Annotated in this window: 17 protein-coding genes; 1 reads left to right on the forward strand and 16 read right to left on the reverse strand. The window is 68.8% G+C overall.

Going from position 1 to position 17,941, the window contains the following annotated elements; genetic code table 11:
• Window positions 1-31 precede the first annotated feature (31 nt).
• A complete protein-coding gene (dapD, locus tag Q9S36_RS03545; protein WP_311283958.1) occupies window positions 32-976 on the forward strand; it encodes a 2,3,4,5-tetrahydropyridine-2,6-dicarboxylate N-succinyltransferase in 945 nt (314 codons plus the stop codon).
• Window positions 977-980: 4 nt separating this feature from the next.
• On the opposite strand, the gene Q9S36_RS03550 is transcribed toward dapD, so the two are convergent.
• The 16 genes from Q9S36_RS03550 to Q9S36_RS03625 all read right to left on the reverse strand — a co-directional run bounded on the left by Q9S36_RS03550 (window position 981) and on the right by Q9S36_RS03625 (window position 17,878).
• Complete coding sequence (locus Q9S36_RS03550; RefSeq protein WP_311283959.1) at window positions 981-1,460, reverse strand: SHOCT domain-containing protein; 480 nt, start codon at window positions 1,458-1,460, stop codon at window positions 981-983.
• Between the two features lie 31 nt (window positions 1,461-1,491).
• Window positions 1,492-2,787: a citrate synthase gene (locus Q9S36_RS03555; protein ID WP_064001808.1), complete on the reverse strand. Its 1,296-nt coding sequence runs from the start codon at window positions 2,785-2,787 to the stop codon at window positions 1,492-1,494.
• Between the two features lie 111 nt (window positions 2,788-2,898).
• Window positions 2,899-4,014, reverse strand: a complete 1,116-nt coding sequence (gene dapC / locus Q9S36_RS03560; RefSeq protein WP_311283960.1) for a succinyldiaminopimelate transaminase — start codon at window positions 4,012-4,014, stop codon at window positions 2,899-2,901.
• Window positions 4,015-4,020: 6 nt separating this feature from the next.
• On the reverse strand, window positions 4,021-4,341 hold the full coding sequence (gene fdxA / locus Q9S36_RS03565) for a ferredoxin (protein ID WP_064001806.1): 321 nt from the start codon (window positions 4,339-4,341) through the stop codon (window positions 4,021-4,023).
• Between the two features lie 9 nt (window positions 4,342-4,350).
• Window positions 4,351-4,737, reverse strand: a complete 387-nt coding sequence (locus Q9S36_RS03570) for a DUF6113 family protein (RefSeq protein WP_217530258.1) — start codon at window positions 4,735-4,737, stop codon at window positions 4,351-4,353.
• A 31-nt stretch (window positions 4,738-4,768) separates the two neighbouring features.
• Window positions 4,769-5,083 (reverse strand): AzlD domain-containing protein, encoded by a 315-nt coding sequence (locus Q9S36_RS03575; RefSeq protein WP_253033962.1) that lies wholly within the window; start codon window positions 5,081-5,083, stop codon window positions 4,769-4,771.
• Window positions 5,080-5,784 (reverse strand): AzlC family ABC transporter permease, encoded by a 705-nt coding sequence (locus tag Q9S36_RS03580; protein WP_311283961.1) that lies wholly within the window; start codon window positions 5,782-5,784, stop codon window positions 5,080-5,082. Before Q9S36_RS03580 ends, Q9S36_RS03575 begins: the two co-directional genes overlap by 4 nt.
• Window positions 5,785-5,788: 4 nt before the next feature.
• On the reverse strand, window positions 5,789-7,702 hold the full coding sequence (gene typA / locus Q9S36_RS03585; RefSeq protein WP_311283962.1) for a translational GTPase TypA: 1,914 nt from the start codon (window positions 7,700-7,702) through the stop codon (window positions 5,789-5,791).
• 141 nt (window positions 7,703-7,843) lie between these two features.
• On the reverse strand, window positions 7,844-9,532 hold the full coding sequence (locus tag Q9S36_RS03590) for an ABC transporter family substrate-binding protein (RefSeq protein WP_253033965.1): 1,689 nt from the start codon (window positions 9,530-9,532) through the stop codon (window positions 7,844-7,846).
• A gap of 49 nt (window positions 9,533-9,581) precedes the next feature.
• Complete coding sequence (locus Q9S36_RS03595) at window positions 9,582-11,696, reverse strand: dipeptide ABC transporter ATP-binding protein (protein ID WP_311283963.1); 2,115 nt, start codon at window positions 11,694-11,696, stop codon at window positions 9,582-9,584.
• Window positions 11,689-12,615: an ABC transporter permease gene (locus Q9S36_RS03600; protein ID WP_251580261.1), complete on the reverse strand. Its 927-nt coding sequence runs from the start codon at window positions 12,613-12,615 to the stop codon at window positions 11,689-11,691. Before Q9S36_RS03600 ends, Q9S36_RS03595 begins: the two co-directional genes overlap by 8 nt.
• Window positions 12,616-12,617: 2 nt before the next feature.
• Entirely contained in the window at window positions 12,618-13,601 is a 984-nt protein-coding gene (locus Q9S36_RS03605) for an ABC transporter permease (protein ID WP_253033968.1), read from the reverse strand.
• 141 nt (window positions 13,602-13,742) lie between these two features.
• Window positions 13,743-14,309, reverse strand: coding sequence for a hypothetical protein (locus tag Q9S36_RS03610; protein WP_311283964.1), 567 nt, complete (start codon window positions 14,307-14,309; stop codon window positions 13,743-13,745).
• Complete coding sequence (locus Q9S36_RS03615; RefSeq protein WP_311283965.1) at window positions 14,306-16,027, reverse strand: ABC transporter ATP-binding protein; 1,722 nt, start codon at window positions 16,025-16,027, stop codon at window positions 14,306-14,308. The genes Q9S36_RS03610 and Q9S36_RS03615 overlap by 4 nt, the downstream gene beginning before the upstream one ends.
• Window positions 16,024-16,959 carry an ABC transporter permease gene (locus tag Q9S36_RS03620; protein WP_253033971.1) on the reverse strand — a complete coding sequence of 312 codons (936 nt, stop codon included), beginning with the start codon at window positions 16,957-16,959 and terminating at the stop codon, window positions 16,024-16,026. Before Q9S36_RS03620 ends, Q9S36_RS03615 begins: the two co-directional genes overlap by 4 nt.
• The gene (locus tag Q9S36_RS03625; RefSeq protein ID WP_251580251.1) at window positions 16,949-17,878 is read right to left on the reverse strand and encodes an ABC transporter permease; all 930 of its coding nucleotides are present in this window, start codon (window positions 17,876-17,878) and stop codon (window positions 16,949-16,951) included. Before Q9S36_RS03625 ends, Q9S36_RS03620 begins: the two co-directional genes overlap by 11 nt.
• Window positions 17,879-17,941 lie beyond the last annotated feature (63 nt).

Genomic DNA, 17,941 nt, shown 5'->3' on the forward strand with positions numbered 1-17,941 from the left:
GAGTCTAACGACGGCCCGATAGCCTGGAATCATGAGTGACGCACGGTGGGTCTGGGGCATCGGTCTGGCGACGACGAGCGAGGACGGTACCGTCCTCGACACCTGGTACCCCGCACCGGCTGTCGGCCGGGCACCCGCCGAGGTGGACACGACCGACCTCGCCGCCCACGCCGCCGACGACGTGCGGCGCGCCGTCACCGTCGGTGTCGTCGTCGTCGAGATCGACCTCGACGCGCCGCCCGCGGGCACCTCCGACGCCTACCTCCGCCTGCACGCGCTCTCGCACCGCCTCGTCGCCCCGAACGAGCTCGACCTCACCGGCATCTTCGGGCACCTGCCGAACGTCGCGTGGACGAGCGCCGGACCGATGCACCCGCGGGATCTCACCCGTCTGCGCCCGACGCTGCAGCGCGCCGGCATCCAGGTCGCCGGGATCGACAAGTTCCCGCGGCTCACCGACTACGTCGTCCCCTCGGGCGTGCGCATCGCCGACGCCTCGCGCGTCCGGCTCGGGGCGCACCTCGCGCCGGGGACCACGGTGATGCACGAGGGGTTCGTCAACTTCAACGCCGGGACGCTCGGTGCATCGATGGTCGAGGGACGCATCTCACAGGGTGTCGTGGTCGGCGACGGCAGCGACATCGGCGGCGGCGCGTCGATCATGGGCACGCTCTCGGGCGGCGGCAGCCACCGGGTCTCGATCGGTCGCCGCACCCTGCTGGGCGCGAACGCGGGCATCGGAATCTCCCTCGGCGACGACTGCATCGTCGAAGCGGGTCTCTACCTGACCGGCGGGACCAAGGTCGTCCTCGTGGGCGAGACGCCGCGGGCCGACGGCACTGTCCCGACGGCGAAGGCCGCCGAACTGTCGGGGCTGAGCGGCATCCTGTTCCGGCGCAACTCGCTCACGGGCGCCGTCGAGGCCGTGCGTCGCGAGGGCGTCGGGGTCACCCTCAACGCCGACCTGCACGCCTGAGGGGTCAGCCCTTCAGGACGGCGGCCCGCGCCTCGCGGTGCTCCTCGTCGCTGATGATGCCGCGCGCCCGGAGACCGTCGAGTTCGATCAGGCGCTGCTCGATCGCCGGCACGGCAGGGGTCGGCGCGGCAGGCGGTGTCGCGACCGCCGGCTCGGATGCCGCGGGCGCGAGCGCGTCGCTGCGCAGCACCTTGGCGGCGATCTGCGCATCCACGGTCAGCGGGTCGATCCCCGCGTCGCTCAGGATGCGGTACTTCCGCGCGCGGATGACGAGCCCGAAGACCGCCCCGACGATGCCGAGCACCAGGACCAGGCCGAAGACGGCCGAGAACCCCGACGCCATTCCGTCCATGCCGGTGGGATCCATGAACCCGCCGTCGTCCATGCCCGGCGGCACGCCGATCACCCCGTCATCGATGTACCCGCTGTCGTCGACGAAACCCGAATCGTCGAAGGTCAGTCCTACCCCCGGCATCCACCCCATGGGCACACCCTAGCGGGGTGCGGGGCGTGCGTCAGCGGGAAACGGGGTAGTCCCGCTCCGTCGCTCCCGTGTACAGCTGCTGCGGGCGACCGATCTTGGTCTGCGGGTCGTTCTGCATCTCACGCCAGTGCGCGAGCCAGCCGGGAAGCCGACCGATCGCGAACAGGGGCGTGAACATCCGTGTCGGGAAGCCCATCGCCTTGTAGATGACGCCGGTGTAGAAGTCGACGTTCGGGTAGAGGCGACGCTCCTTGAAGTAGTCGTCGTTGAGCGCGATCTCCTCGAGCTCGTTGGCGAGGGCGAGGAGCGGGTCCTCGACGCCGAGTTCGCGGAGGACCTCGTCGGCGGATTCCTTGACGAGCTTGGCGCGCGGGTCGTAGTTCTTGTAGACGCGGTGCCCGAAGCCCATGAGCTTGACGCCGTCTTCCTTGTTCTTCACCCGCTCGACGAAGCGCTGCACGCTCTCGCCCGAGTCACGGATGCGCGCGAGCATGTCGAGGACGGCCTCGTTCGCGCCGCCGTGGAGCGGCCCGTAGAGCGCGTTGATGCCGGCCGAGATCGACGAGAACTGGTTGGCCCCGGTCGACCCGACGAGCCGCACGGTCGAGGTCGACGCGTTCTGCTCGTGGTCCTCGTGCAGGATGAGCAGCCGCTCGAGCGCCCGCGACATGACCGGGTTGATCTCGTAGGGCTCGGCGTTGTTGCCGAAGTTCAGCTTGAGGAAGTTGTCGACGAAGCTCAGCGAGTTGTCGGGGTAGAGGAACGCGTGCCCGATGCTCTTCTTGTGCGCGTACGCCGCGATCACGGGGAGCTTCGCGAGCATGCGGATCGTGTTGAGCTCGACGTGCTCCGGGTTGTGCGGGTCGCTCTGGCCCTCGTAGTAGGTCGAGAGCGCGGCCGTCGCGGCCGAGAGGACCGACATCGGGTGCGCGGTATGCGGCAGAGCTGAGAAGAAGTGCTTGAGGTCCTCGTGCAGGAGCGTGTGGCGCCGGATCTTCTCGTCCCAGCCGGCCAGCTCGTCCGCCGTGGGAAGCTCGCCGTAGATGAGGAGCCATGCGACCTCGAGGTAGGTGCTGTGCTGTGCGAGCTGCTCGATCGGGTATCCGCGGTACCGCAGGATGCCCTGGTCACCGTCGATGTACGTGATCGCGGACTTCGTCGAGGCGGTGTTCACGAAGCCGTAGTCGAGCGAGGTGTGTCCGGTCTGCTTCGTGAACGTCGAGAAGTCGACGCTCGGTACCCCTTCGCTTCCGGCGACGAGCGGGAGCTCCGCGGTCGTGTCACCGATGGTCACGGTGGCCTTCTGAGGGGTGTCCGCGTTGGTCACGAAGCCTCCTTGCGGTCGTCGGGAGCGGTCTCTACAGCCTAACGGGGAGATGGCGCCTCTCCTGACGCGCCCAACGGATCGCGGCATCCGTGAGAGGAAACCTACGAAACGCTACGATCCCGCGGATGCCGTCAGTCGCCCCGCCGCGGCGGCGATGCGCTCGTCGGTCGCGGTGAGCGAGAAGCGCACGTGCTGCGGGTGGTGCGCGCCGTAGAAGTGGCCGGGACCGGCCAGGATGCCGAGCTCGGCGAGCCGGCCGAGCGACGACCAGGCGTCCTCCCCCGCCGTCGCCCAGAGGTACAGGCCGCCCTCGCTGTGGTCGATCCGGAACCCGGCCGCCTCGACGGCGGGCTTCAGCACGTCGCGCCGCGCACGGTACAGCGCGCGCTGGTGCTCGACGTGCGGGTCGTCCTCGAGGGCGGCGACCATCGCGTCCTGCACGGGACCCGGCACCATGAGCCCGAGGTGCTTGCGCGCCGTCACAAGCCCCGTCACCAGATCCGTGTCGCCCGCCAGGAAGGCGGCGCGGTACCCGGCGAGGTTGGACTGCTTGCTGAGCGAGTAAACCGACAGGAGCGCCGTGAGGTCGCCCTCGGTGACGCGCGGATCGAGGACGCTCGGCACCGCGGCATCCGCCCACGGCCCGTCCCAGCCCAGCTCGGCGTAGCACTCGTCCGAGGCGAGGACGGCACCCAGCTCGCGCGCGCGGCGCACGGCGCGGCGGAGCTCGTCGACGCCCAGCACCCGCCCGTCGGGGTTGCCGGGAGAGTTGATCCACACCAGGCGGGTCGTCTCGGGCCACTCGCCCGGATCGTCCGAGGCGAGCGCGGTCGCGCCGACGAGGCGGGCACCGACCTCGTACGACGGGTAGGCGGCGCGGGGGTGGACGACGGTGTCGCCGGGGCCGAGCCCGAGGAGCAGCGGCAGGAGCGCGACGAGCTCCTTCGAGCCGACCGTGGGGATCACGTGCGCGGGAGTCAGGCCGGGGACGCCGCGGCGCCGCGCGTACCAGGCGGCGATCGCTTCGCGCAGCGCCGGGGTGCCGACGGTCTGCGGGTAGGCGTGTGCATCGGTCGCGCGCCGCAGGGCGTCCGCCACGACGCCGGGCGTCGGGTCGACGGGAGAGCCGATGGAGAGATCGACGATGCCGTCAGGATGCTGCCGTGCGCGAGCGGCGTACGGTGCGACGGCGTCCCACGGGTAGTCGGCGAGGTCGCGGACGCTCATGGCCGGTCAGTGCGCCTGCGGCGGAAGACCCGCGATGACGGGGTGGTCCTTCGCGATCACACCGACCTTCGCGGCACCGCCGGGCGAGCCGATGTCCTCGAAGAACTCGACGTTGGCGGTGTAGTAGTCCTGCCACTCGGCGGGGAGGTCGTCCTCGTAGTAGATCGCCTCGACCGGGCAGACCGGCTCGCACGCACCGCAGTCGACGCACTCGTCGGGGTGGATGTAGAGGGACCGTTCACCCTCGTAGATGCAGTCGACGGGGCACTCGTCGATGCAGGCACGGTCTTTGACATCCACGCACGGGAGAGCGATCACATACGTCACACGACGAGTCTAGTTCGTGGAACGGAGCCGGGATGCCGACGGCCACGCCACGACCAGCGCGGCCACGAGCGGCACCAGGAAAGTCCAGATCAGGCCGGGTGTGATCGCCGCGTCCTCGGGCGGGGCGGGCACGACGACCGAGCCGCCGGGTCCCTCGTTGGCGAACAGCAGGGTCGCGACCATCGCACCGAGGCCGCAGGCCAGAGCCGACGCGCGCTCCCCCGTGAGGATGCGGACGGCGACCAGCAGGGCGATGAAACCGAGAGAGGCGACCAGCAGGCCGACGGGGACCACACCCCACACCGCCGCCTGACCGATGGTGCCGGCCACGCCGTAGACGACGCCGATGACGGCGGCGAGGATCCACGTGGCGACGCGGGCGAGCAGGGCGTTCACCACCACAGTCTAGGCGCGCACCCTGCGGCGCTCACGCCGCCCAGCCCCACAGGCGCAGGAGCGCCGCGGTGGCGGCGGCCGCGGCCACGACCACGAGGAACGGCGCACGGATCACGAGCAGGCCCGCGGCCACGAGGACGGCGGGCAGCCGCGCATCGACGACCACCGCCTGGCCCGCACCGAGGGTCTGCACGACGACGAGAGCGGCGAGCAGGGCGACGGTGAGCAGGTCGATCGTCCGCGACGGGCGCGGCGCGTCGAACCACGCCGGCGGCACGAGATACCCCACGGTCTTCAGCGCGACGCAGACGATCGAGGCGAGCAGGATGGCGTGCCACAGGGTCATGACGCGGCCTCCGTGGTGGTCTCGCGGGCGCCGAGCCAGTTCGTCCAGCCGACGACGAGTGCGACGACCGCGGCGACGAGGACGGGAAGCCCCGGCATGAGCAGCGGTGTCGAGATCGCCGCGACGACGGCCGCCGCCGCCCCCACCGCGATCGCCTGACGCCGGCGCAGACGCGGCCAGAGCAGCGCGAGGAACGCACCCGCGGCCGCGGCATCCAATCCGTAGGTCCGGACGTCGCCGAGGACGTCGCCCAGCAGCGCTCCGGCGAGGGTCGTGAGGTTCCAGCCGAGGTAGATGCCGATGCCGGTCACCCAGAAGCCGATGCGGCGGGCACCGGCATCCGTCTGCGCCAGCGCGACCGCCGTCGATTCGTCGATCGTGAAATGGGATGCCGCGACACGCCGCCAGAAGCCCGTACCCACGACCGGCGACATGCGCAGTCCGTAGGCGACGTTGCGCATGCCGAGCAGCCCCGCCGACGCGATCGCCGCGCCCGGGAGGCCTCCCCCGCCGATCACACCGACGAAGGCGAACTGCGATCCACCGGTGAACATCAACAGGCTGAGGACGCACGTCTGCCACACGTCCAGACCCGAGGCGACCGCGAGGGCGCCGAAAGACACCCCATAGGCGCTGGTCGCGAGGACCACCCCGAGGGAGTCGCGCCACGCCCGTCGGGTGGGCTGCTCCTCCCCCGTCACCGCGTCAGGAACCGGCGTCCTGGCGCTTCAGGCGCGAGGCGGCGCGGCCGCGCTCGGTCGCGTCGAGGACGACCTTGCGGATGCGCACCTTTTCGGGCGTGACCTCGACGCATTCGTCGTCGCGGGCGAACTCGAGGCTCTCCTCGAGGGTGAGCACGCGCGGCGGCGTCATCGACTCGAAGGAGTCCGAGGTCGACGAACGCATGTTCGTGAGCTTCTTCTCCTTCGTGATGTTGACGTCCATGTCGTCGGCGCGCGAGTTCTCGCCGATGACCATGCCCTCGTAGACCTCCTCGGTGGGCTGCACGAAGAACGACATGCGCTCCTGGAGAGCGATCATCGCGAACGGCGTAACGACGCCGGCACGGTCGGCGACGATCGAGCCGTTCTGACGGGTCGAGATCGCGCCCGCCCACTCGTCGTAGCCGTGCGAGATCGCGTTCGCGATGCCGGTGCCGCGCGTGATGGTGAGGAACTCGCTGCGGAAGCCGATGAGTCCGCGCGAGGGGACGATGAACTCCATGCGCACCCAGCCGGTGCCGTGGTTGGTCATCGTCTCCATGCGGCCCTTGCGGCCGGCCATCAGCTGCGTGATGGCGCCGAGGTGCTCCTCGGGCGCGTCGATCGTGAGGTGCTCGAACGGCTCGGTGAGCTTGCCGTTCTCGTCGCGCCGGGTGACCACCTGCGGCTTGCCGACGGTGAGCTCGAAGCCCTCGCGGCGCATGTTCTCGACGAGGATCGCCAGCGCGAGCTCACCGCGGCCCTGGACCTCCCACGCGTCGGGCTGGCCGATGTCGACGACCTTGAGCGACACGTTGCCGATGAGCTCGCGGTCGAGGCGGTCCTTCACCATGCGGGCGGTGAGCTTGTGCCCCTTGACCTTGCCCATGAGCGGCGAGGTGTTGGTGCCGATGGTCATCGAGATGGCGGGGTCGTCGACCGTGATGGCCGGGAGGGGACGGATGTCCTCGGGGTCGGCGATGGTCTCACCGATCGTGATGTTCTCGAAGCCCGCGATCGCGACGATGTCGCCGGGGCCGGCGGACTCGGCGGGGTAGCGCTCGAGCGCGCGGGTCATGAGCAGCTCGGTGATGCGGGCGTTGCTCGTCGTGCCGTCCGCGCGCACCCAGGCGACGGTCTGCCCCTTCTTGAGCGTGCCGTTGAAGACGCGCAGGAGGGCGAGACGGCCGAGGAACGGCGAGGAGTCGAGGTTCGTGACCCACGCCTGCAGCGGAGCCTCGTCGTCGTACGACGGCGCCGGGACGTGCTCGAGGATCGCCTCGAACAGCGGCTCGAGGTCGTCGTTGTCGGGCAGCGAGCCGTTGTCGGGGCGCGTGCGCGAGGCGGCGCCGGCGCGTCCCGAGGCGTAGACGACGGGGACGTCGAGCAGCGCGTCGACGTCGAGGTCGGGCACGTCGTCCTGCAGGTCGGAGGCGAGACCCAGCAGCAGGTCGTGCGCCTCTTCCTCGACCTCCGCGATGCGGGCGTCGGGACGGTCGGTCTTGTTGACCAGGAGGATGACGGGGAGCTTGGCCTCGAGCGCCTTGCGCAGGACGAACCGGGTCTGCGGCAGCGGGCCCTCGGAGGCATCCACCAGCAGGACGACGCCGTCCACCATCGACAGGCCGCGCTCGACCTCGCCGCCGAAGTCGGCGTGACCGGGGGTGTCGATGACGTTGATCGTGATCGGCTGCTCGGTGTGGATGCCGTTGTACGTGATCGCCGTGTTCTTGGCGAGGATCGTGATCCCCTTCTCACGCTCGAGGTCGTTCGAGTCCATCGCGCGCTCTTCGATGTGCGCGTGCTCGCCGAACGAGCCGGTCTGGCGGAGCATGGCGTCGACGAGCGTCGTCTTGCCGTGGTCGACGTGCGCGACGATCGCGACGTTACGGAGGTCAGGACGGAGGGCGTGCGCCATGAAGGGAGTTCCTTGCAGAGAGGGATGATGCCGGGATGCCGGCAGTCCACTTTACCGCAGCCCGCGACACGCCGACGGGGCGAGGACCTTTCGGTCCCCGCCCCGCCGGTGTTCAGGTGATGCAGGTGAGCGATGCTCAGATCACTCGGTGTAGCCGACCAGGGTCCAGTCCGTGTTCTTGAACGTGGCGGTGCCGTAGTTCGCGAGGCCCTCGTCGGTCGCGACGACCTCCGGGTAGGGGTAGATCGGAACGCTCGGCAGGAAGTCGGCGATCACTTCGTTGATCTCCTTGGCGATGCCCAGACGCGCGTCCTCGTCGAGCTCGGCGTTCGCCTGCTCCCAGAGGCCGGCGAGACGGTCGTCCGTGACGCCCGCGTAGTTCTGCGGGGAGTCAGCGGGGGTGTAGATCGTCTCAGCGGACGAGATCGGGAACAGGGTGCCCTGCCAACCGAACGTCACCGCCTGGAAGTCACCGGCGTCGATGTTGGTGAAGTAGTTCTCGCTCGGGACCTCGTTGAGCGTGACCTCGACACCGATGCGAGCCAGGGAGTCCTGGACACCGAGCGCGCGGTTGATGTTCGACTGCGTACCCGCGGGGACGGTGATCGCGAAGGTGAGGGTCTCGCCGTCCTTCGTCCAGCCGTCGTCGCCCTTGGTCCAGCCGGCCTCCTCGAGCAGGCTCTCCGCCGCGTCGGTGTCGCTGCCGATGACCTCACCGAAGACGTCGCTGTAGCCGGCCTGACCGGGCATGAAGATCCAGTCGCCGAGCGTGGTAGCCGGGGCGCCCAGCGGCTCGTTGGCGACGCGCGCGATCAGCTCGCGGTCGATCGCCATGCCCACGGCCTTGCGGACGTTGACGTCGTCGAACGGCGCGGCGGTCGCGTTGAAGGTCAGGTGCGACCAGGTGACGCCACCCGAGCGACCGACGACGGCGCCTTCCTTGCCGCTGGCGGTCTCGAGGGCGTCGGGAGTCTGGATCTCGATCGAGTCGATCTCGTCGTTGGCGTACGCCTGCGGGAGCGTCTCCTGCGCGATCACCTTGAAGGTGATGCTGTCGAGCTTCGGAGCGTTGGCGCCCCACCAGTTCGGGTTCGGAACCAGCTTGAAGATCTTCGCGCTGTTGTCGATCTCGTCGACGACGTAGGGACCCGCGGAGGGAACGGCCTCGGAGGCGAAGCCGCTGTTGAAGGCCTCCTTGTCGTTCGCGATGTCAGCGGGGAGGACCGGGGTGCTGAACAGGCTCGGCCAGTCGGCGTACGCACCCGTGAAGGAGACCGTGTACTCGAAGTCGCTCACGACGTCGACGGAGTCGATCGCGTCGAAGACCGACGACGGGACGACCTCGTAGCCCTCCTCCGCGCCGCCGGCAGCGGCGTAGGTCGCGGCGTAGTCCTCGGCCGTGATCGGGCTGCCGTCGGGCCAGACGGCGCTCTCGTTCAGCTTGACGGTGACGACCTGCGGTTCCTCGCTCGTGAGTTCGATCGAGGTCGCGTAGTCGGGGTTCGCCGTCCAGCTGCCGTCCTCGGCGATGACCCACATCGAGGAGAGCGTCGGCTCGAGGAGCTTCTGCACGTCGACGTTGGCCGCCAGGGCGTGATTCGGGTTCCAGCTGCCCTCATCGGTCGGGCTGCTGGTGACGGACAGGTTGAGGTTGCCGCCGTCGGTGAGGTCGCCGTAGGACACCTCCTCGTAACCGACCAGGGGGAGCGATTCGGGCGACGCCGAGGAGGACGGCGACGGCGACGACGTGGTCCCGCCAGCACAGGCGGTGAGCATGAGAGCTCCCGCGCTGAGCACAGCAAGACCCGCAAGTGCTGTCTTACGGATCATGTGCATCTACTTTCTTCTTGGGTCCGCCGGAAAGGACGGAGTTCAGGGGTCAGGTGACGACGAGGACGTTCTTGTCGACGTGGTGGCAGGAGACCTCGACGCGGCCATGCCGCGCCAGCTCGGGGTACTCCCCCAGGCACCGCCGCTGATCCTCTTCGGGAAGCAGGCGGAACAGCGGGCATCGGGTGCGGAAGCGGCATCCCTGGATCTCGACGGCCGGGCTCGGCAGGTCGCCGTCCAGCAGCACGCGCTCCCGGGTGCGCTCGATGTGCGGGTCCGGGATGGGAGCGGCCGACATGAGCGCCTGGGTGTACGGATGCCGGGGGTTGCTGAAGACCTCGGCGATCGGGCCGGACTCGACGATCCGCCCTAGGTACATGACCGACACGTCGTCGGCGAGCTGACGAACGACCGCGAGGTCGTGGGCGACGAAGACCATCGACAGGCCCAGGCGGTCGCGCAGGTCCTGCAGCAGGTTGATGACACCCGCCTGAATGGACACGTCCAGCGCGGAGACGGGCTCGTCGAGCACGAGCACCTTCGGGTTCGTCGCGAGCGCGCGGGCGATGCCGATGCGCTGACGCTGACCGCCGGAGAACTCGTGCGGGTAGCGATCGGCCATCGCGGGATCGAGCCCCACGAGTTCGAGGAGCTCGACGACGCGCTCGTCGCGCTGCGCCTTGGGGACGTCGTGCACGAGGAGCGGCTCGGCGATGACCTCGCCGATCGGCAGTCGCGGGTCGACGGCGGCAGCCGGGTCCTGGAAGACGATCTGGATGTCGCGGCGGAGGTCGCGTCGACCCTTACGGGTCAGGGACGCGACGTCCTTGCCGTCGAACGTGATCCGTCCCCCCTGCGGCGCGGTGAGCTCCATCATCTCGAGGATGGTGGTCGTCTTGCCGCATCCGGACTCCCCCACCAGGGCGAGTACGCGACCCTCCCGCAGGTCGAAGGAGACGCCGTCGACGGCCTTGACGTCGCCCACCCGGCGACGGAACACGCCGCCGCGGTAGAGCGGGAAGTGCCGCTTCAGGTCGCGTACCTCGACGATGGGCGCCTCTGTGGTCTCCGCCACGACCTCGGCCGGCAAGGGCTCGGGACGGGGGAAGATCTCGGAGCGCCGCAGCGTCCCCTCCGCCAGCTCATCGGAGCGGTGGCAGGCGGCCGACTGACCGACCGCACGCCCGGCGGGGACGAGTTCGGGCTCGACCTCATGGCACACCGCGATCGCGGCGGGGCAGCGCGCCGCGAAGGGGCAGCCCTTCGGAAGCGATGCGAGGGACGGCGGACGCCCCTCGAGCGGAACGAGTCGTTCGGTCCCCGCGGTGCGGATGTTCGGAACGGACCGGAGCAGACCGACCGTGTACGGCATGACCGGCTCGCGGAAGATGGTTTCGACGCTGCCGTACTCGACCATCTTGCCGGCGTACATCACGCCGACGTTGTCGGCATGACCGGCCACGACACCGAGGTCGTGGGTGATGAGCGACACGGCTGCGCCCGTGATGCGCTTCGCCTCCTCGAGGACTTCCAGGATCTGCGCCTGGATCGTGACGTCGAGGGCGGTCGTCGGCTCGTCCGCGATGATCAGGCGCGGGTTGTTGGCGATCGCGATGGCGATCATCGCCCGCTGACGCATGCCGCCGGAGAACTCGTGCGGGAACGCCTTGGCTCGACGTGGGGCATCGGGGATGCCGACGATCTTCAGCAGTTCGACGGCGCGCGCCGCGGCCGCCTGCTTGCTGAGGGCGGAGTCGTGCAGGCGCAGCGCCTCGGCGATCTGGTCGCCCACGGTGTAGACGGGGGTCAGCGCAGACAGCGGATCCTGGAAGATGATCGCCAGTTCGCGGCCGCGGATGCCGGAGAGTCGCCGGTCGTCGAGGGTGAGGAGGTTCTGTCCCTGGAACAGGATCTCCCCCTCGACCTGCGCCGTGTCGGGCAGGAGACCCATGACGGCCAAAGAGGACACCGACTTTCCGGACCCGGACTCCCCCACGATGCCGAGGAACTCGCCCTCGTGGATCGTGTAACTCACATCGCGCACGGCGCGCACGGGCGACCCGTCGCGCTGGGGGAAGGTCACCGACAGATTCCGAACCTCGAGGATCGGGCGTCCCTTGTCGCGAGCGGAGTCCTCGACCGAACGCAGCAATTCGTCAACCACGGTTGGCTCCAGACGTGGGATCGATGGCGTCGCGCAGAGCGTCGCCGACGAGACTCAGGCTCAACAGCAGGACGACGAGCGTGCCGGCGGGGAAGACGAACAGCCAGGGGCGGGTCGCGGCCGCCGTGTTGCCGGCGGCGATCAGCGTGCCGAGGGACACCTCGGGCGCCTGCACACCGAACCCGAAGAAGCTGAGGCTCGTCTCGGCGAGGATCATCGCGCCCACACCCAGCGTCGCGTCGATGATGAGCAGCGAGGCGACGTTCGGGACGACGTGGCGGGTGACGACGGACCACGTGCCGAAGCCCATGTACCGCGCGGCCTTCACGAACTCACGCTCGCGCAGCGACCGTGTCTGCGAACGGATCACCTGCGCCATGATCATCCAGCCGAACAGGGCGAGGAAGAAGGTCATGACGATCCAGCCGGACTCCCGGAAGAAGGGGAACAGCAGCACCAGGATGAAGAAGGCGGGCAGCACGAGCAGCAGGTCGATGAACCAGGCGATGACCTTGTCGCTCCAGCCGCCGACGTAGCCGGCGATGGCGCCGACGAAACCGGCGATGAGCGTCGCGAGCGGACCGGCGACGAATCCGACGATCAGCGAGATGCGCAGACCGGCCATCGTCTGAGCGAACAGGTCGTAGCCGAGGGTGTCGGTGCCGAACGGGTGCGCCGGGCTCGGCCCCTGGTTGAGGGAGAAATAGTCGCGCGTCGTGTGCGAGATCGGCCAGACGAGCGGCCCGATCACCGCCCACAGGATGATCGCCACGAGCACGGTGGAGCCGATCCAGAACTGCTTCGACGAGCGCAGCCGCTGCCAAATCAGGCGTGAACGGGTGAGCGGCTTGCGAGGCTTCTGGTCGGCGGAGACCGAGAGCTCGGCGACCTCGGCGGATTGTTCGAGAGGGATGACCATGATTACCTCCGCACGCGCGGGTCGAGGGCGGCGTACAAGATTTCGGAGAGGGTCGACGAGCAGAGGATGAGGACGGCGACGAACATCGTCGAGCCGGCGACCGCGTTCACGTCGTCCTGCTGCACCGCCTGGATCGTCAGCTCGCCCATCCCGTGCCAGCCGAACATGATCTCGAGCATCGTCGCCCCCGCGACGAGGGTGCCGAAGCTGTACGCGAAGAACGTCGACATGGGGATGAGGGCGACGCGCACACCGTGCCGGACCAGAGCCGACCCGCGCGTGCGGCCCTTCGACCGCGCGGTCCGGATGTAGTCGGCACCGAGCACGTCGAGCATCGCGCTGCGCTGGTACCGGCTGTACGATGCGGCGGCGCCGAGGATGAGGACCAGGGTGGGCAGCAGGAGGTGTGAGAGCCGATCCCCCAGCTGCGGCCAGAACTCGTTCGGGATGCCCGGCGAGTACTGACCCGTGAACCGGATGATCTGCGATCCCGCCGCCTGGTTGAAATAGGTGGCGAGGATCATGAGCAGGATGGCCATGACGACCGTCGGCGTCGCGAAGAGCAGGTAGGACGCTGCAGTGACGATGCGGTCGCTCGTCCGGTACTGGCGCACGGCGCCCCACACGCCGAGGATCACGCCGAGGATCGCTCCGATGATCGAGCCCACCAGGAGCAGCTGCAGACTGACTCCCGCACGCGTGAAGATCTGCTCGACGACGGGCTGATTACCGGTGGTCAGACCGAGGGATCCCTGCGTGAAGAGGTTGCCGAGCCAGCGGAAGAGCCGGAGCAGCAGCGGGTCCTCGGGATTGACACCCCAACGGTCCAGGATCCCGTCGATGGTCGACTGCGGCACCGGAGGGTTTCGCTGAAGGAACCGGCGTTCGGGGACCAGTCCGATGCTCGCGAGCACGTAGGCCATCGAGGTCGCTACGAGGGTGAGGATCGCGTAATTCAGGATTCTCCTGATCAGATACAGCGTCACGCGTCTCGGGTGTCCTCTCCGGCCGTTCCGGCGTCGAGGACGCCTTGCCTAACGGGGCTTCGCTGCCCCGCCCGCACAACGCTAACAAACATGCCCACAGATCCGTCGAAACGGTGAACAGTTCGTTTCACGATCTTTACTTCACGGATGCACAAGTGTCACAGAGGCGATCGAGAGGGCCGCGAGGGCGACTCCCACGAGGAGCGCGGGGACGTCCCAGTGCGAGGTCGCGACACGCTCGGAGGGCGTCGCCGCCTCGCGCAGCGCTTCCATGACCAGCGCCGCATCCGCCGACGGCTCGGGCGTCCGCGTCATCCGTCGGCGCGGGGGGAACGGTCCGCCCCAGCAGTCGATGCGCCGGCCGCCGACGAGGACGACACGCAGCTGCGCGGACTGCACGACCTCCTCGACCGAAGACCACGGCAGATCGTGGATGCGTAGCGCGTTGATCACCACGGCGCCGTCACGGTCGGCACGCACCTGCGACCGCCAGAAGAGCAGCCACGCCCCCCAGCCGATCAGCAGGAGCGGGGCGGTCCACTTCGCCAGGAAGAGCCAGCTCCCCCGCACCGCCGCATCCACTAGGAAGAAGGCGAGCATCGCGACGACCACCCAGAAGGACAAGAGGGTCGAGGAGGCGCGGAACACCCGAGGGCGGAGGAAGCGAGCATCGCGCTCGCCTCCCCCGCCCTCGGTGTGGTTCGTCACGCACGCCCCCCGAGCGGGATGTCCGCACCGGGGATCGCGTCGAGGAGACGCCGGGTGTACTCCTGCGTCGGCGAGGCGAAGATCTCGTCCACCGTGCCCTGCTCGACGACACGGCCCTGCTCCATGACGCACACGAGGTCCGCCGCGACCCGGACGACGGCGAGGTCGTGGGTGATGAACAGGTAGGTCAGGTCGAGCTCGGACTGCAGCTCCGCCAGCAGGCGCAGGATCTGGTCCTGCACGAGCACGTCGAGCGCCGACACCGCCTCGTCGAGGACGACGATCGACGGCTTCAGGGCGAGGGCTCGCGCGATCGCGATGCGCTGACGCTGACCGCCCGAGAGCTCGTTCGGGTAGCGCCATGCGACCTCGCGCGGAAGCGACACCTGCTCGAGCAGCTCGAAGACGCGGTCGCGTCGGGACTTCTCGTCACCCACGCCGTGCACACGAAGCGGCTCTGCGATCAGCGCACCGATGCTGCGGAGCGGGTCGAGCGACCCGTACGGGTCCTGGAAGACCGGCTGCATGCGACTGCGGAGGGCGAAGACCTCCTTGCGGTTCATGCCCGAGGTGTCGGCACCGTCGACGATCACAGCGCCGCTCGTCGGCTGCTCGAGCTGGAGCACCATCTTCGCCACGGTCGACTTGCCCGACCCCGACTCCCTCACGAGGGCGAGCGTCTTACCCCGCGGGATCTGGAAGGAGACACCGTCCACCGCGCGGAACGGCTCGCTGCGGAAGCCGCCCGAGCGGATCTTGTACTCCTTGACGAGATCGCGCACCTCCACGACGGGCTTCGCATCGACGACCTCGTCGAGGTGCTCCACGCCGCGCCGTTCGGCGACAGCCTGGATGCGCTGCGACGCGAGGCTCGGGGCGGCGGCCACCAACCGCTGGGTGTAGGGGTGCTGGGGGTTCTCGAGGATGACGCGGCTCGGCCCCGCTTCGACGATCTCACCCTGGTTCATGACGACGATCCGGTCGGCGCGCTCCGCCGCGAGTCCGAGGTCGTGCGTGATGAAGAGGACGGAGGTGCCCTTCTCACGGGTGAGCGAGGCGAGGTGATCGAGGATGACCCGCTGCACCGTCACGTCGAGCGCGCTGGTGGGCTCGTCGGCGATCAGGAGCTTCGGGTCGGCGGCGAGACCGATGCCGATGAGGGCGCGCTGCCGCATCCCACCCGAGAACTGATGCGGGAACTGGTGCATGCGCCGTTCCGCATCGGCGAGCCCGGCCTGCTTGAGCACCTCGATCGCGCGCTGACGCGCCTGCCTGCGGCTGGAGGCGAGACCGTTGGCGCGCACGGCCTCCTCGACCTGGAAGCCGATCGACCAGACCGGGTTGAGGTTCGACATCGGGTCCTGCGGGACGTAGCCGATGTCGCGACCGCGGATCGACTCCATGTCGCGACGGCTCGCCTTCGTCAGGTCGACGCCGCCGAGCATGATCGATCCGCTCGTCACCTTGCCGGTGCCGGGGAGCAGGTCGATGACGGCAGCGGCCGTCGTCGACTTACCCGAACCGGACTCGCCGACGATGGCGACGGTTTCGCCCGCGAAGACGTCGAGGTCGACCCCGTGGAGGACCTGGCGCTCCTTCTTGCCGTTCGAGAAGGCGACCTTCAGGTCGCGGATCTGGAGAAGGGGTTGCGACACGACGCTCTCCTTGTGGCTGCCGCGCAGCGAAGCGCGGCTCGACGGGTTCTCGGTGGCGCTCATCGCTGGGCCCTCGACTTCGGGTCGACGGCGTCGCGCAGGAGCTCGCCGAGGGTGATGAAGGCGAGGACCGAGATCGTCAGAGCGAGCGACGGCCACAGCAGGGCGAACGGCGCCGTGCGGATGGAGGACTGCGCCTGGCTGATATCCGCGCCCCACGACACACCGCCGAGGCCGACACCGAGGAAGGACAGGGTCGCCTCCGCGACGATCGCGGTGCCGAGGCCGAGCGTCGTGACGACGATCACGGGAGCCATCGCGTTCGGGATGACGTGGCTGAGCAGTGTCCGGAAGCGCGACAGACCGATGGAGATGGATGCCGTCACGTAGTCGGACTGCTTCACCCGGAGGACCTCGGCGCGTGCGATGCGAGCCGTGCTCGCCCACGAGAATCCACCGATCGCGAGCGCGAGGACGAAGACGTTCTTGTACTCGGCGAGGACCGACATGACCACGACCGCCGCAACGATGTAGGGGATCGTGAAGAAGACGTCACCGACGCGCGAGAGCAGCGAGTCGAGGAATCCGCCGTAGAAGCCGGCCAGGGTGCCCATGATGAGACCGATGACCGTCGAGATCACGGTCGCCAGGACACCCACCGACATCGACACCCCCGTGCCGTGGACGACGCGCGACCAGATGTCGCAGCCGAGGTAGGTGAACCCCAAGGGGTGGCCCGCCTCCGGTCCGCCGTTGCTCTTCGCGAGGTCGCACGCGCCGCCCGACGGGGCGACGGAGGTGAAGAGGTTCGGCGCGACCGCCATGACGACGATCAGCAGCGAGAAGGCGATCGAGATCCAGAACGTCGGACGGCGACGCAGGTCGCGCCAGGCATCCAGCCAGAGGTTGCTCTTCTTCTCGGACAGGCGCAGCTGGTCGACCACCACCGTCTCGGTGCGGGTCGGCGCCACATAGTGCGTGGAATTACTTGACATAGCGGATCCTCGGGTCGAGCAGGCCGTACAGGAGGTCGACGGCCAGGTTCACCAGCACGTAGATGACGACGAAGATCGTGACGAAGGAGACGACCGTCGGGGTCTCGTGGCGGATGATCGCGTTGAAGAGGGTGTTGCCGACGCCGGGGACGTTGAAGATGCCCTCCGTCACGGTGGCGCCGACCATGAGGACACCGAACTGGGTCGCCGTGTCGGTCACCATGGGGATCATCGAGTTGCGGAGCACATGGACGGGGATGACCCGGCGACGCGGCAGGCCCTTGGAGTAGGCGGTGCGGACCCAGTCCTGCCCGAGCGACTCGATCATGGACGCACGCGTAAGACGCATGCTCGACGCGTAGATGCTGAGACCGAGGACGATCGCGGGCAGCCACAGGTCGCCCCAGTCGTTCTGACCGCCGACGGTCGGCTTGAACCAGCCGAGCTGCACGCCCAGGAAGTACTGCGCGAGGAAGCAGAGGACGAAGATCGGGATGGCGATGAAGATCAGCGCCGTCACGAGGGCGCCGTTGTCGAAGATCGAGCCCTTCCACACCGCAGACAGCGCACCGATGACCAGGGCGAGCACGAAGGCGATCGCGACGGACATGATGGCCAGGCGCATGGTGACCGGGATGGTCCGCGCGAGGACGTCGTTGACGCTCTGACCGGAGAAGGTGTTCCCGAAGTCGAGGCGGAGGACGCCGCCGAGATAGTTCGCGTACTGGACGATGAACGGCTCGTTCAACTTGTACTGGTCGCGGATCGCGTCGATGACCGCCTGCGGCGGCTGCTTGTCGCCGAACAGTGCGGCGATCGGGTCGCCCGGGAGTCCGAAGACCATGTAGTAGATCAACAGGGTCGCGCCGATGAAGACCGGAATGACCTGAAGGATCCGTCGGAGGATGTAATAGGCCACCCTCGGCCCCCTTTCAGGGAAAAGACGTATCAGTGCTGACGCACGAAGAAGGGCCCCGCTCTG

This window comes from Microbacterium sp. ARD31, from assembly GCF_031844425.1.